General features: G+C 69.6%; 16 protein-coding genes. 11 read left to right on the top strand and 5 right to left on the bottom strand.

All coding sequences use genetic code 11. The features are described from left to right. Positions 1-2 precede the first annotated feature (2 nt). Positions 3-653 carry a DsbA family protein gene (locus BR31_RS0117125; protein ID WP_027502049.1) on the top strand — a complete coding sequence of 217 codons (651 nt, stop codon included), beginning with the start codon at positions 3-5 and terminating at the stop codon, positions 651-653. Next, entirely contained in the window at positions 628-1275 is a 648-nt protein-coding gene (locus tag BR31_RS0117120) for a vitamin K epoxide reductase family protein (RefSeq protein WP_027502048.1), read from the top strand. The genes BR31_RS0117125 and BR31_RS0117120 overlap by 26 nt, the downstream gene beginning before the upstream one ends. A 99-nt stretch (positions 1276-1374) precedes the next feature. Here the strand turns inward: BR31_RS0117120 and BR31_RS0117115 are convergent, their stop codons facing one another. Together BR31_RS0117115 and BR31_RS0117110 are read right to left on the bottom strand one after the other, a co-directional pair. After that, positions 1375-1905: a DinB family protein gene (locus tag BR31_RS0117115; RefSeq protein ID WP_027502047.1), complete on the bottom strand. Its 531-nt coding sequence runs from the start codon at positions 1903-1905 to the stop codon at positions 1375-1377. 147 nt (positions 1906-2052) lie between these two features. Then, positions 2053-2931: a helix-turn-helix domain-containing GNAT family N-acetyltransferase gene (locus BR31_RS0117110; protein ID WP_027502046.1), complete on the bottom strand. Its 879-nt coding sequence runs from the start codon at positions 2929-2931 to the stop codon at positions 2053-2055. Positions 2932-3034: 103 nt separating this feature from the next. Here BR31_RS0117110 and BR31_RS0117105 point away from each other — a divergent pair, with 103 nt between their 5' ends. The 4 genes from BR31_RS0117105 (at position 3035) to BR31_RS0117090 (ending at position 7480) form a co-directional block, all read left to right on the top strand. Next, positions 3035-4375 (top strand): NAD(P)-binding domain-containing protein, encoded by a 1341-nt coding sequence (locus tag BR31_RS0117105; RefSeq protein WP_027502045.1) that lies wholly within the window; start codon positions 3035-3037, stop codon positions 4373-4375. Positions 4376-4381: 6 nt separating this feature from the next. Continuing rightward, positions 4382-5596 (top strand): MFS transporter, encoded by a 1215-nt coding sequence (locus BR31_RS0117100; protein WP_051637512.1) that lies wholly within the window; start codon positions 4382-4384, stop codon positions 5594-5596. Positions 5597-5747: 151 nt separating this feature from the next. Then, positions 5748-6674 carry an ATP-binding cassette domain-containing protein gene (locus BR31_RS0117095; RefSeq protein WP_027502043.1) on the top strand — a complete coding sequence of 309 codons (927 nt, stop codon included), beginning with the start codon at positions 5748-5750 and terminating at the stop codon, positions 6672-6674. Continuing rightward, positions 6671-7480 carry an ABC transporter permease gene (locus BR31_RS0117090; RefSeq protein WP_027502042.1) on the top strand — a complete coding sequence of 270 codons (810 nt, stop codon included), beginning with the start codon at positions 6671-6673 and terminating at the stop codon, positions 7478-7480. Before BR31_RS0117095 ends, BR31_RS0117090 begins: the two co-directional genes overlap by 4 nt. Positions 7481-7652: 172 nt before the next feature. On the opposite strand, the gene BR31_RS29010 is transcribed toward BR31_RS0117090, so the two are convergent. Beyond that, complete coding sequence (locus BR31_RS29010) at positions 7653-7868, bottom strand: hypothetical protein (protein ID WP_037177017.1); 216 nt, start codon at positions 7866-7868, stop codon at positions 7653-7655. A 90-nt stretch (positions 7869-7958) separates the two neighbouring features. Here BR31_RS29010 and BR31_RS0117080 point away from each other — a divergent pair, with 90 nt between their 5' ends. Beyond that, positions 7959-8585 carry a sigma-70 family RNA polymerase sigma factor gene (locus BR31_RS0117080; protein ID WP_027502041.1) on the top strand — a complete coding sequence of 209 codons (627 nt, stop codon included), beginning with the start codon at positions 7959-7961 and terminating at the stop codon, positions 8583-8585. A 443-nt stretch (positions 8586-9028) separates the two neighbouring features. Beyond that, entirely contained in the window at positions 9029-9208 is a 180-nt protein-coding gene (locus BR31_RS0117075; protein WP_027502040.1) for a tautomerase family protein, read from the top strand. Positions 9209-9224: 16 nt separating this feature from the next. On the opposite strand, the gene BR31_RS0117070 is transcribed toward BR31_RS0117075, so the two are convergent. Continuing rightward, a complete protein-coding gene (locus BR31_RS0117070; protein ID WP_037177015.1) occupies positions 9225-9698 on the bottom strand; it encodes a MarR family winged helix-turn-helix transcriptional regulator in 474 nt (157 codons plus the stop codon). A gap of 79 nt (positions 9699-9777) precedes the next feature. On the opposite strand from BR31_RS0117070, the gene BR31_RS0117065 reads away from it, so the two are divergent. Continuing rightward, positions 9778-10560 (top strand): dioxygenase family protein, encoded by a 783-nt coding sequence (locus BR31_RS0117065; protein WP_027502038.1) that lies wholly within the window; start codon positions 9778-9780, stop codon positions 10558-10560. A 7-nt stretch (positions 10561-10567) separates the two neighbouring features. Here the strand turns inward: BR31_RS0117065 and BR31_RS0117060 are convergent, their stop codons facing one another. Further along, a complete protein-coding gene (locus tag BR31_RS0117060; protein ID WP_027502037.1) occupies positions 10568-11041 on the bottom strand; it encodes a peroxiredoxin in 474 nt (157 codons plus the stop codon). A 31-nt stretch (positions 11042-11072) separates the two neighbouring features. Here BR31_RS0117060 and BR31_RS0117055 point away from each other — a divergent pair, with 31 nt between their 5' ends. Together BR31_RS0117055 and BR31_RS0117050 are read left to right on the top strand one after the other, a co-directional pair. Next, a complete protein-coding gene (locus tag BR31_RS0117055; protein ID WP_027502036.1) occupies positions 11073-12647 on the top strand; it encodes an anthranilate synthase component I in 1575 nt (524 codons plus the stop codon). After that, on the top strand, positions 12640-13350 hold the full coding sequence (locus BR31_RS0117050; protein ID WP_027502035.1) for a TIGR02234 family membrane protein: 711 nt from the start codon (positions 12640-12642) through the stop codon (positions 13348-13350). Before BR31_RS0117055 ends, BR31_RS0117050 begins: the two co-directional genes overlap by 8 nt. Positions 13351-13420 lie beyond the last annotated feature (70 nt).

Raw genomic sequence — 13420 nt, 5'->3', positions numbered from 1 at the left:
GCGTGAGTCGGGGAGTGAAGATCTCGCTGGCCCTGGTGGCCGTGTTCGTCGTCGCCGTGGCGGCGATTCTGCTGGTCGGTCGATCGGGTGGCGATTCCGATGCGTCCGTCTCCGGTGGTGGTGCCAGTGCGGTGGTGCGGCCGGACAGTCACCGGATCTCGTCGGCGCCGGAGGGCAGTCCGACGTTCGTGGAGTTCCTCGACTTCGAGTGCGAGGCCTGCCGGTCGGTGTATCCCGCGATCGAGGAGCTGCGGGCCGGGTACGGCGACCGGGTCAGCTTCGTTGTGCGCTACTTCCCGATGCCCGGGCACTTCAACGCCGAACGAGCGGCCCGAGCGGTGGAAGCCGCCGCGCAGCAGGGCAAATTCGAGCAGATGTACCAGAAGATGTACGAGACCCAAGCCGAGTGGGGCGAGCAACGGGTGCCCAAGGACGATGTCTTCCGCGGCTACGCCGCCGACCTCGGACTCGACATGGCGGCGTTCGACGCCGCGTACGCCGACCCGGCGACGGCGGCGCGAGTTACGGCGGACGTCGCCGACGGCAAAGCCCTCGGAGTGCAGGGCACCCCGACGTTCTTCCTCGACGGCCAGCGGTTCTCACCCGCCACCTACCAGGACCTGACCGATGCGCTCGACGCCGCCCTCCGCTGACACCGCTGCCACGCCTGCGGTGGCGGAGCCCCGCGGCAGTGCGCCGTTCGATCGATCGCTGCCCTGGCTGCTGCTGATCGGCGGGCTCGTCGGCCTGACGGCCTCATTCGTGCTCACCGTGGAGAAGTTCTCCCTCGCAGCGGATTCGGGCTACATCCCGTCCTGCAGCCTGAATCCGGTCCTCAACTGTGGCTCGGTGATGTCCACGACGCAGGCGTCGGTGTTCGGGTTCCCCAACTCACTGCTCGGCATCGCCGGGTTCGCGTGCGTGGCGGCCACCGGCGCCGGACTCCTCGCCGGTGCGCGCTTCGCCCGCTGGTACTGGCTGGGCCTGCAACTCGGTGTGACCGCGGCGGTGGTGTTCGTGCACTGGCTGATCGCGCAGAGCCTCTACGTCATCGGCGCGCTGTGCCCGTACTGCATGGTCGTGTGGGCCGCGGTCATCCCGGTCTTCTGGTACGTCACCCTCCGGAACCTGCACCACGGCACCTTCGCCCGGCCCATCCGCGCGGATGTCGTGACCGCCGCCGGGAACCACCTGATCCCGGTGACCTTCTGGTTCCTCGCCGTCGCCGCGCTGGTGGTCCATCGCTTCTACTCGTACTGGTCCGGCCTGCTGTAGCCGACTCGGACGATCCATGGCCGGCACTGAGCCGCCTGGTCAACTGTCACCGGCTTCCGGCACGGGGTCGGCTCCCATGGGTTGGGAGGCTCAGGCACTTCAGTCGAGCGTGAGCTGGTCCCGGTGGAAGTCGAAGTGGCGACCGGGGTATCGGTAAATCTGCTCGAGGGTCATGTACTCGGCGAAGAACGGGTCCCACCGTGTCGGGAAATGCATGCCGCGGTTCAGCCCCGCCTCGGATTCGCCGGCGAGGTGCCGCTGGAGGGTGGCGATGACCCGGTCGCACTTTCGCCCCATTCGCCTGCGATCGAACACTCGCGCCGCCAGGCACGACCCGCGATAGTTGATCTCGTCGAACACCGGGGTCGCGGCATCAAGTGCTCTCGCGAACAGTCGGCTCGCGCTATCGGGCAGTCGCGAGAACACCCTCACGAGCACGAGAAGTCGAACAACGACCATGTATCCGAAGACCATGTGAAACAGCAGCTGCTCGTTCGTCCAGCGGGTGCCCTCCGAGAACCGAGCAAGGTCGCCGGCGCTCGCGTCATCGACGAGCTCGTGCAGTGCAACCCGAGCGCGTTCGAGGTCGGCGGCGATCGCCGCGCGATCCACCCACTTCTGATCGACCATCTGAGCTCCGTCGTAGGCCGTTCTCGCTCCCATTGTCCGGCAACGCCTCGAACCCCGTCGGTCCGGTATCGGTCGCGCGGTCTGAAGATGCGCGGCCGGACGACCAGACCCCACGGCCGGGCGACGCCAGCCAGGGGATGGGCGGTGCTACTGGTCGAGGGTTTCTGCCTTCGTTCGGCGTTCGAGGAAGACGGTGTCGCGCCACCGGCCGTCGAGTTGGGCGATGCGTTCGCGGACGCCGACGGTCCGGAATCCTGCGGAATGGTGGAGCGCGATCGAAGCCCGGTTCTCGGGGAAGATCGAGGTCTGCAGGGTCCACAGGCCGTCCTGGTCGGCGGCGACGACCTGGGTGGTCAGGAGCGTCTTTCCGACCCCTCGGCCGCGCATGTCCTCCGCGACGTACACGGAGTTCTCGGCGACCCCGCGGTAGCACTCGCGGCTCGAGGCCGGGCTGAGGGCGGCCCAGCCGACCACGGTGCCGTCGATCTCGGCGACCCAGCGGTGCCCGGGCAGCCACTGCGCGTCGAGCGCCTTGCGAGAGGGGACTTCGGTGGCGAAGGTCGCCGTACGAGTGGCGATGCCCTCGCCGTAGATACGGCGCACGGCCTCCCAGTCGTCGTCGTGCATCGGGCGGACGTTGACGTCGGCGGGCAGGTCTTCTGGGCAGCACGGACGCGGGGCGAGCACACCCATCACGACGTCCGCGGCCTGCGGCAGTCCGGTGCAGCAGGAGGGGTTCACCACGACGATGGTGCTGGTGCCGTCCTTATGGACGCTCACGAACCCGACGTCGGCGAGCTTGCGGACGTGGTGCGAGACGGTCGGCTGGCCAACCCTCAACGCTTCGGCCAGCTCGCCCACCGAGATGCCGGCCGGGTGGCTGGCGACCTGATGCAGCAGCCGCACCCGCGTCGGGTCGGCCAAGCAGGCGAACCAGCCCGCGTAGGTCGTCGCATCCTCGGGGGCCAGCGCGTCTACTCCGGCTGGGTTGGCGGGCCGGATGACGGGCATGTCCAGGGAGGTCATACCCACGACTATATCGATCTTCATCGATGGTTGCCTATATCGATGAGCATCGATATAGTTCTTTTTGGAATTGATCGATGAGCGTCGATGAAAGGAAGTTGTGATGAAGGACCTGCCCGTTGTCGTCGTAGGCGCCGGCCCGATCGGCCTGGCTGCTGCCGCAGAGTTGCGTGAACGCGGCCTCGCGCCGCTCGTGTTCGAGCGCGGCGCGCGCGCCGGTTCGGCGGTCGCCGAATGGAATCACGTCCGACTGTTCTCCCAGTGGTCGGAGTTGGTGGACCCGGCGGCGCGGCGACTCCTCGAACAGACCGGATGGACCGCCCCCGAGGCCGAGACCTACCCATCCGGCAGGCAATGGGCGAGCGACTACCTCGTCCCGCTCGCCGCCGCTCTAGGTGACGCAGTGCAGTTCGACACGGAGGTGATCGGGGTGGCGCGCGCCGGCCGCGACCGGGTGGTCGACGCCGGCCGCGACACCGAGCCCCTGTCTGTGCACATCCGCCGCGCCGACGGATCCGAGGACCGGGTCCTCGCCGGCGCGGTGATCGACGCCACCGGCACCTGGGGATCGCCGAACCCGCTCGGCGGTGAGGGCCTACCCGCCCTCGGCGAGCGCGCGGCCGCGGCCCATATCGATTACCGCGTTCCCGACCTCGAGGATCCGCGAGTCCGCGCCGACTACGCGGGCAAGCACACCGTCATCGCAGGCGCAGGCCACTCGGCTCTGACCGCGATCGTGGCCCTCTCGAGGCTCGCTGCCGAGGCGCCAGGTACTCGGATCACGTGGGCGCTGCGTCGCGGCGACGTCGGATCCACATTCGGAGGCGGAGAGGCCGACCAGCTCCCGGCCCGCGGAGCCCTCGGCCTCCGTGCGAAGAAGGCCGTCGACGACGGGGTGCTCCAGGTGGTGACCGGGTTCCGGACCGCCGCAGTCGAATTCGACGGCGCCGGACCGGTGGCGCTGGTCGCCGACTCCGGCCGGCGAATCGAGGATGTCGACCGCGTGGTCGCGCTGACCGGGTTCCGCCCCGATCTGTCCTGGCTGTCGGAGATCCGCCTCGGGCTCGATCCGGTCCTGCAGGCCCCGGTCGAGTTGGCGCCGCTGATCGACCCGAACGTGCACTCCTGTGGCACCGTCTACCCGCACGGCGTCCGCGAGCTCAGCCACCCCGAACCGGGTCTCTACCTGGTGGGGATGAAGAGCTACGGTCGCGCACCGACGTTCCTCGCGATGACCGGCTACGAGCAGGTCCGCAGCATCGCCGCGCACCTCGCCGGCGACGCGGAGGCCGCACACCGAGTCGAGCTGACCCTGCCCGAGACCGGGGTATGCGGCGGAGCGGGCGTGTTCGACGAGCCCGACGCCGCGGCGTCGGAGGGTGGCGGCTGCGGCGTCGCGCCCGAGCCGGAGCTGGTGACCCTCTCGCCGGTCGCTGGTCGGTAGGGCATCGTGACCGCGACGACGACAACCCCGCCGCAGACCGAGACCCTCGACAAGGCCGGCCTGCGGCGGGTGCTGGCCACGCTGTGTCTGACCGAGATCACCAGCTGGGGGATCCTCTACTACGCCTTTCCCGTGCTGTCGGTGGCGATCTCACGCGAGAGTGGGTGGTCGCCGTCGGTGATCGTGGCCGCGTTCTCGATCAGCCAGCTAGTCGCCGCCGTCGTCGGGATCCCCGTCGGACGACTCCTCGATGCCGGCGGACCTCGAACGGTGATGACCGCCGGATCGGTGCTCGCCGTCCCCGCGCTGCTGGTCGTGGCCTGGTCGCCGAACCTGCCCGTCTTCTACGCAGGCTGGGCCCTGGCCGGGGTGGCGATGGGCGCGGTGCTCTATCCGCCCGCGTTCGCAGCGCTGACCCGCTGGTACGGCGCCGACTACGTCAAGGCGCTGATGATCCTCACCCTCGCCGCGGGACTGGCGAGCACCGTCTTCGCGCCGCTGGCCGCGGCGCTCGTCGAGCGATACGACTGGCGCGCAACCTATGTCGTCCTCGCAGCGATCCTTGCCGCTGTCACCATCCCCGGACACTTTCTCGGTTTGCGCGGCCGGTGGCCGGACCCACCCCGACATCCAGGTACCTCCGCGGTCGATCACCGCGACGCGTCCCGCAGCCGGACCTTCGCCGCGCTGGTGATCGCGCTGAGTCTGGCCGCGTTCGCCGCGTTCGCCGCAGTGTTCAACCTCGTCCCACTGCTCATCGAACAGGGCTTCAGCCCCGGCCTCGCCGCGCTGACCCTCGGCCTCGGCGGAGCCGGACAGGTTCTCGGACGCATCGGCTACCTCCCCATCGCCGCCCACACCGGCCCCCGTGGCCGCACCGTCGCGATCATCGCCGCGACCGCGGCGACGACGGCACTGCTCGGTGTCGTCGACGGCGTGACCGCATTGGTCTCCGTGGCGATCGGCGCCGGTCTGGTTCGCGGCGTCTTCACGCTCGTCCAGGCCACCGCCATCACCGACCGCTGGGGCGCAACCCATTACGGACGCCTCAACGGGCTGATGTCGGCCCCGATCGTCATCGTGATGGCCCTCGCACCCTGGGCAGGCACCGCACTTTCTTCGTGGACCGGAAGTTACGCCCGCACTTACCTCGTCCTCGGCGGGATCGCCCTCCTCGCCGCAGTGTTCGCCGCCGCCAGCGTGCCGCGCCGGACCACCTGATTCGGCGGCGGGTGCGTCCAATTCGCGGCTGGTTCGTCTGAGGAAGCGAACTCCTATCCACCACCGGGTGGGAGCACACCTTCCGAGAGGAACCTCCGATGACCACCCACCTGTCCACCCAATCCGCCGGAGACCACCGTGGGGGTGTGCGATGAGCGCCCCGGCCGTCGTGGTCGAAGATCTGCATGTCGCCTACGGCAAAACATGGGCCCTCGACGGCGTCGACCTCGAAGCTGTCGCGGGGACAACGCTCGGGGTGCTCGGCCACAACGGAGCAGGTAAGACGACCCTGATCCGCACGTTGACCACCCTGGTGCGCCCCACCATCGGCCGCGTGCAGATCGAGGGCCTCGACGTGGTCGGTGACGCCGCCGCGGTGCGCCGCCGGATCGGGGTCACCGGCCAATACGCCGGACTCGACGAATTCCTCACCGCCAGGGAGAACCTGGAGCTGATCGGCCGCCTAACCGGGCTGCGGCGCACCGCCCGCGCCCAGGCCGACGCGCTGATCGAACGACTCGGGCTGCACGAATACGCGACCCGGCGGGTCGGAGAACTCTCCGGGGGCTCCCGACGCCGGATCGATCTCGCCGCCAGCCTCGTCGGATCCCCGTCAGTGCTGTTCCTGGACGAGCCGACCACGGGCCTGGACCCCCTTGCCCGCGCCGGACTGTGGGACGTCGTCGACGAGCTCACCGCCGCGGGCACCACGGTCGTGCTCACCACGCAGTATCTCGAGGAAGCCGACCGGCTCGCCGACCACATCGTGGTCCTCAGCCACGGCAGGGTCGCCGCCCGCGGCACCCCTACGGAGCTGAAGCGAATTGTCGGCGGCAAGGTCCTCAGCGCCACCATCCCCACCGGCCAGATCGCCGATCTGCCGTTCATCCCGGATACCGATCGGGTCGACGGCGACCGGGCTCGGGTGTCGGTCACCGTCGACGATGCCACCGCCGCGACCGCGCTGGTCGCAGACCTGCACCGCGGCGGCATCGAGATCACCGACCTCGACGTGACCTCTCCAAGCCTCGACGACGTCTTCACCCACCTCGCCCACACCACAGGAGCAAACCGATGACCACCACCACGCCCTCGATCGAGCGTTCCCCGATCGGGAACCAGCTCGTTGCCCTCACCGTCCGCAACCTGCGCACCAGTGCCCGCGTCCCGCAGTTGCTGATGTTCTCGCTGACCATGCCGATGGCGATGCTGGTCCTGTTCAGCCAGGTCTTCCGCAGCGTCGCCGCCGGACCCGGTTTCCCGGCCGGGGTCAGCTACATCGTCTTCCTCACGCCGGCCATGCTCGCCGTCTCCACCGTGATGGCCGGCACCAACGCCGGAGTGTCCGCCGCGATCGATCACACCAACGGCCTCCACGACCGCTTCGCGGCCCTGCCCATGCGTGCGGCGCTGCCGGGGCTGGCTCGCACCATCAACGAGGCCGTCTTCACCCTCGCCCGGGCTGCGCTGCTCGGGATCGCTGCCGTGGCATTGGGTTTCGAGTTCTACGGCACCGCGGTCGATGCTGTCGCCGCGGTCGTGGTGCTGGTGACGCTGGCCGGGGCGATGAGCGCCCTGTTCGGGTTGATCGGGGACCGGCTGCGCCGCCCGGACGTGGTCCAGTTCGCCGGGATGATGGTGATGATGCCGCTGATGTTCATCTCGAGTGCGTTCGCGCCGCTTGAGACCATGCCCGGCTGGATGCAGGCCATGGCGACGGTGAATCCGGTCGCGCACGCCACCGACGCACTGCGTGCGCACGTGCTCGGCACCGCCACCGTCGGGGACACCGCAACCGCCCTGGTCGCGGCGATCGGGCTGTGGGCCGCAGTGACCGCGGTCCCCGCTCTCACCCGACTGGTTCGGTCGGCACGCGCCCGCTGAACAACGACACACCCGCCCCGTCCTTCCACCTACGCAGGGAAAGGACGGGGCGGTTCTTCGTGTGCGATGTCCGTCCGGAGGCGGTAACTGCACTGGCCCCCACCCCGGTGAGGGGTAGGGGCCAGAAGTCGCTGCGGTCAGCGGATGCGCCCGGTGCGGGCGTCGGCGGCGCTCATGCGGCGGTTTCGAGCAGATGCAGTTCCTCCGCCACGATCAGATCGACCTCTTCGCTGGTCAGATCCGACAACAGGTGTGTGGTGAGCATCGCTCTCACCTCCTCATCACGCTTCTGCTGGTTCGTCGAACCGGAGAATCCGGAATCGACATCGACACCCATACAGACGAGGCACCCCGGATTCGGACGCAGCGTGCGTCCGATCGCGGTCACCGCCGTCGGTACCTCTGCGAGCAACCCGAATTGAGGGGTCGCGACCGCGCCGCCGGGCGGGGATGCTGGAAACGGAGAGGAGCCAGAATCATGAGCGAGGACACCGCCACCACGACGACACCCCACCCGAAGTCAGCTGATCTCGACCAGCTCTGGCGCAACTTCTCGAGCGACCTGCGGGCCTTCATCGCCCGCCGGGTCTCACGTCCCGAGGACGCCGACGACATTTTGTCGATCGTGTTCCTGCGGATGGCAAAGAGCCTCGACAACCTGCGCGAGCAGGACCGCATCCTGGGCTGGATGTATGCGATCACCCGCAACGCGATCACCGACTACTACCGGTCCGCGCCCCATCGCCGCGAACTGGCCGTCGACACCGTCCCCGACAATCCTCCCGAAGGCGAGCCGGACGGCGACGAGGCAGCGGAGAAAGAACTCGCCTCCTGCCTGGTGCCGATGCTCTCGCGGCTGCCCGCGGAGCAGGCCGCGGCGGTGAAGATGGTCGACCTCGACGCCCGAACCAACGCCGCGGCCGCCGGTGAGGCGGGAATCTCGGTGTCCGGGATGAAGTCTCGAGTCCAACGCGGCCGCGCCGCACTGCAGGCCCAATTGCACGCCTGTTGTCAGGTCAGCCAGGACCGAACCGGTCACGTGCACGATTACCAGCCCCGCAGCGGTTCGTGCGCCTGCGGAGCCACCTCACCCGCGGACCAGTAGACCAGCACGCCCGCTCGGGAGCGGCGGACGGACCGCCACGAGGTCACCCGAGAACACAGCGGCGCGGTGCGAGCAATCGCTCGCACCGCGCTGCCGTCTTACCCTGTGGACTACCGGCAGCCGCATCCTCCGCCGGCGGTCGCCGCCGGACCGCAGCACGTCGCCTTCTCACTGTGGTCGCAGCAAGTGGCCTGCCGTTCGGTGCTGCAACACGTGGGCGCTGCAGCCTGGGATGGTGCGTCCGCTCGATCGCTCGCCGGGGACTCGAACACGTTGGGATTGGTCATGGTGACTCCTTGATCCGTAGGGATGGGCACCAGATCAGACGGAGGAGATCGAGAATGGACGCACTGGCGGGGCCGAGAAGGCCGGGGAGCGGTCCGGCGGCCGGATCATCATGGCTGTCCCAGTTGGCCGGATTGGCGGATGGCACAGTGGTTCCCATGCCACTCATCCAGATCAGCCAGACGCCCGGACTCACCACCGAACAGAAGAAGGCCACCATCGAGGCCGTCACCAAGGCGTATGCGGAGGCCACCGGGAAGAACCCTGCGCAGGTGTGGGTCACGCTCACCGACGTGCCGAGGGAGAACTGGGGTGTCGGCGGGGTGCCGCTGGGTTGACCTCAGCGGCGGGCGGCTACGCCTTGCCGTTACCCGCGGCGAGGCCTCGGTCGAGCTGCGCGACCATCGCCGTGCCGAGGGTGACGAGCTCGCGCACCTGCCGCTCGTCCAGGCCGTCGAACAGCAGGGCCTGCACAGTCTCGGCGTGGCCGGGCGCCGCTTCGACGACCTTCTGATAGCCGGTGTCGGTGAGAACGGCCAGCGATCCGCGCGCGCCGACGATGCTCTCGCGGCGCACCCAGCCGACCTTCTCCAGCTTGGTCACCACATGCGAGAGCCGGGAGAGCGAGGCGTTCGCCGCATTCGCAAGCGCGCTCAGCTGCAATCGCCGGTTCGGCTCCTCGGAGAGCGCCGAGAGGACGAAGTACTCGAAGTGCGTCAGCCCGGAGTCGCGCTGCAGCTGGGTGTCCAGCGCCGCGGGCATACGGGTCATCACGTTGACCAGCCCGCGCCAGGCCTGCTGCTGCTCCGTGCTCAACCACCGCGTCATCGCGGCCTCCGATCGGAATATTCGTGCTGCTGCTACGTTGACTCCTAGGATACTTGAAGCTTCAATCTAAGGAGTCGCTATGAGCGATCACGCTATGCCAGCGCTCTACCTCAGCCACGGCGCCCCTCCGCTGGTCGACGACGACCTGTGGGTCTCCCAGCTCGGCGCCTGGTCGAGCGAGTTGCCGCGGCCGACCGCGATCCTGGTGGTCTCCGCGCACTGGGAGTCGGCTCCGCTCACCATCGGAGCCACCGCCACCGGCACGCCGCTGACCTACGACTTCGGCGGATTCGCGCGCAAGTACTACGAGGTGACCTACCGCTCGCCCGGCGCCCCTGAGCTCGCCAGGCAGGTCGCCGCGCTGATGCCGGATAACGAGCCGGTCGCGCACCAGGAGAACCGCGGTCTCGACCACGGCGCGTACGTGCCGCTCAGCGTCATGTACCCGGAAGCCGACATCCCGGTGCTGCAGATCTCGTTGCCGACCCTGGATCCGGAGCGGCTGCTGCACCTGGGCGAACGGCTGCGTCCACTGCGCGAGCAGGGCGTGCTCATCGTCGGATCCGGTTTCACCACCCACGGATTGCCGTTCCTGCGCGATCCGTCGCCCACCGCGCAGGCGCCCGGCTGGTCCGCCGAGTTCGACGCCTGGGCGGGGGAGCGCTTCGCGGCCGCCGACGTGGACGCGCTGATCGACTTCCGCGCGAAGGCGCCAGGGATGCCCTACGCGCACCCGACCATCGAGCACTTCGCGCCGCTGTTCGTCACGCTCGGTGCGTCCGGTGACCCCGAGCAGGTGCCATCGCAGGTGATCGACGGGTTCTGGATGGGCCTGGCCAAGCGCTCCATCCAGGTCGCCTAGCCGGGTCTCAGTTGTCCAGCGCGGTGTCACGGCTGCGCAGGAACTCCAGGGCCTGGTCGCCGTGGGTGTTCGCACGGAGCTCGCTGGCGATCACCTTGAGCACGGTCCGATCAGAGTCGATGACGAAGGTGGTGCGCTTTACCGGCGACAGCTTCGCGAGCAGTCCGCGGCGCACCCCGAACTGCTCGGCCACCACGCCGCCGACGTCGGCGAGCAGCGGGTAGTCGAAGGACTGCGCCGCCGCGAACGAGGCCTGCTTGTCCACGGTGTCGGTGCTGATCCCGGCCCGCGTCGCGCCAACCGCCGCGAACTCTCCAGCCAGATCGCGGAAGTGGCAGGCCTCGGCGGTGCACACGGGGGTGGAGGCGGCGGGGTAGAAGAAGAGCACGAGGGGGCCGTCCGCGACCAGTTCGCTCAGGGTCCGGACGGTGCCGTCCTGGTCGGGGAGCGAGAAGTCGGGGGCCTGCTGTCCGGTCTGCATTGGGCTGAGGCTACCTGCGATGATGGACGGCATGTCCGGCGAGTCAACCACCGTCCAGCCCGCAGTCGGCGTCGCCGATGCGGGCGATCACACCACCACCAGGGCGCAGTTCCGTGCCCTCGCGGCCGACCATCGCGTGGTCCCGGTGACGCGAAAGGTGCTGGCGGACTCCGAAACCCCGCTGTCCGCGTACCGCAAACTCGCGGGCGACCGGCCCGGCACCTTCCTGCTGGAGTCCGCGGAGAACGGCCGCTCGTGGTCGCGGTGGTCGTTCATCGGCGCGGGCAGCCCCGCCGCGCTGACCGTCGTCGACGGGCAGGCCGGTTGGCTCGGCAACGTCCCGGCAGGCGCACCCTCGGGAGGCGACCCGATCGCCGCGCTCGGCCAGACCCTGGAACTGCTGCGCACCGAGCGACTGCCCGGCCTGCCGCCGCTCACCGGCGGCATGGTCGGCTTCCTCGGCTACGACATCATCCGCAGGCTGGAACGGTTGCCCAGCCACGCGATCGACGACCTGCAGATCCCCGAGATGGTGATGCTGCTGGCCACCGACCTGGCCGCCGTCGACCACCACGAGGGCGCCATCACGCTCATCGCCAATGCTGTCAACTGGAACGGCACCGACGAGCACGTCGACGAGGCGTACGACGACGCCGTCGCCCGGCTCGACGCGATGACCCACGCGCTGACCGCGCCCGCGCCGTCCACCGTGTCCACCTACGCCAAGACCGTCCCCGACTACCGCCGTCAGCGCACCACCGAGGGCTTCGGTGCCGACGTGAAGCGCCTGATCTCGGAGATCGAGGCGGGCGAGGCGTTCCAGGTGGTGCTCTCGCAGCGCTTCGAGATGGACACCGACGCCGACCCCTTCGACGTGTACCGGATGCTGCGCGCGTCCAACCCGAGCCCGTACATGTACCTGGTGCACGTCCCCGGCACCGACGGCGAGACCGCGTTCTCCATCGTCGGCTCGAGCCCCGAGGCGCTGGTCACGGTGAGCGAGGGGGTGGCGACCACTCACCCGATCGCCGGCACCCGCTGGCGCGGCGCCACCGAGGAGGACGACATCCTCCTCGAGAAGGACCTGCTCGCGGACGAGAAGGAGAACTCCGAGCACCTGATGCTCGTGGACCTGGGCCGCAACGACCTCGGCCGGGTGTGCGAGCCGGGCACCGTCAAGGTGCACGACTACCGGCACATCGAGCGCTACAGCCACGTCATGCACTTGGTCTCGACGGTCACCGGCCGGCTGGCCGAGGGCAAGAACGCGCTGGACGCGGTCACCGCCTGCTTCCCGGCGGGCACCCTCTCCGGGGCGCCGAAGGTGCGCGCGATGGAGCTGATCGACGAACTCGAGCCGACCCGCCGCGGCATCTACGGCGGGATCGTCGGATACCTCGACTTCGCGGGCGACGCCGACACCGCGATCGCGATCCGCACCGCGCTGATCAAGGACGGCACGGCCTACGTGCAGGCCGGTGCGGGCGTCGTGGCCGACTCCGATCCGGTCTACGAGGACACCGAGGCGAAGAACAAGGCGATGGCGGTGCTCAGCGCGATCGCGGCGGCGGGCACACTCCGGGCGGTCGGCGGTACCGATGACTGAGCAGGGACCGGACCGGGACCCGGCCGCCGCGCCTGCGAGGGGGCGCACCTCCGCGGCCGCCGTGCCGGTGCTGCTGCTCGCGGTCGCGGCGCTGTGCCTGTGGGCGTCCTCGCGGATGACCTGGGTCCGCGTCGAGTCGTTCGACGGCCTCGGCGGCGCCCGCACCAGCGAACTGATCGGCGGCACCTGGGCGGCCGCGACGACACCGCTGGCCCTGACCCTGGTCGCGGCCATCGCCGCCTCCTTCGCCGTGCGCGGCTGGGCCCTGCGGGTGGTCGGGCTGCTGGTCGCGCTCGTGGCGGTCGCGGCGATCGTGCCCGCCGCGTCGCTGCTGATCGGCGGGGTCGACGACGACAAGGCCGGACGGCTCGCCGAGCTGCCCGACCGCGCGGAGGTCACCGCCACCGAGGCCTTCGCCCTGTCCGCGGTCCTCGTCCTGTTCGGCGGGGTCACCGCCCTGGTCGCCGCTGTCGCGCTGATCCGCAAGGCGGGCGTGAGCGCAGGGCTGTCGTCGAAGTACGCGGCCCCCGCTGCCCGCAGGGAGGAGGCGGGCAACCGCGCGGCGACCTCGAAGGAGCCGCTCAGCGAGCGAATGCTCTGGGACGCACTGGACGCGGGGGAGGACCCCACCGATGCAGACGCCTCCGGGCCAAACGGCCAGGACGGACCCGAGCCGACCGGAGGCACAGGCACCCGCCGTTAGTCAATATGGCGGCGCCCTCTAGGCTTGCCCAATCCGATGAGGTTGCTCACACGGCAACGGCCCAGAAAGG

It is taken from the genome of Rhodococcus sp. UNC363MFTsu5.1 (genome assembly GCF_000686785.1).
Classification (GTDB): Bacteria; Actinomycetota; Actinomycetes; order Mycobacteriales; family Mycobacteriaceae; genus Rhodococcus_G; species Rhodococcus_G maanshanensis.
The sequence above is the reverse complement of the archived record's forward strand: the minus strand, read 5'-3'. Positions and strand labels throughout refer to the sequence as shown.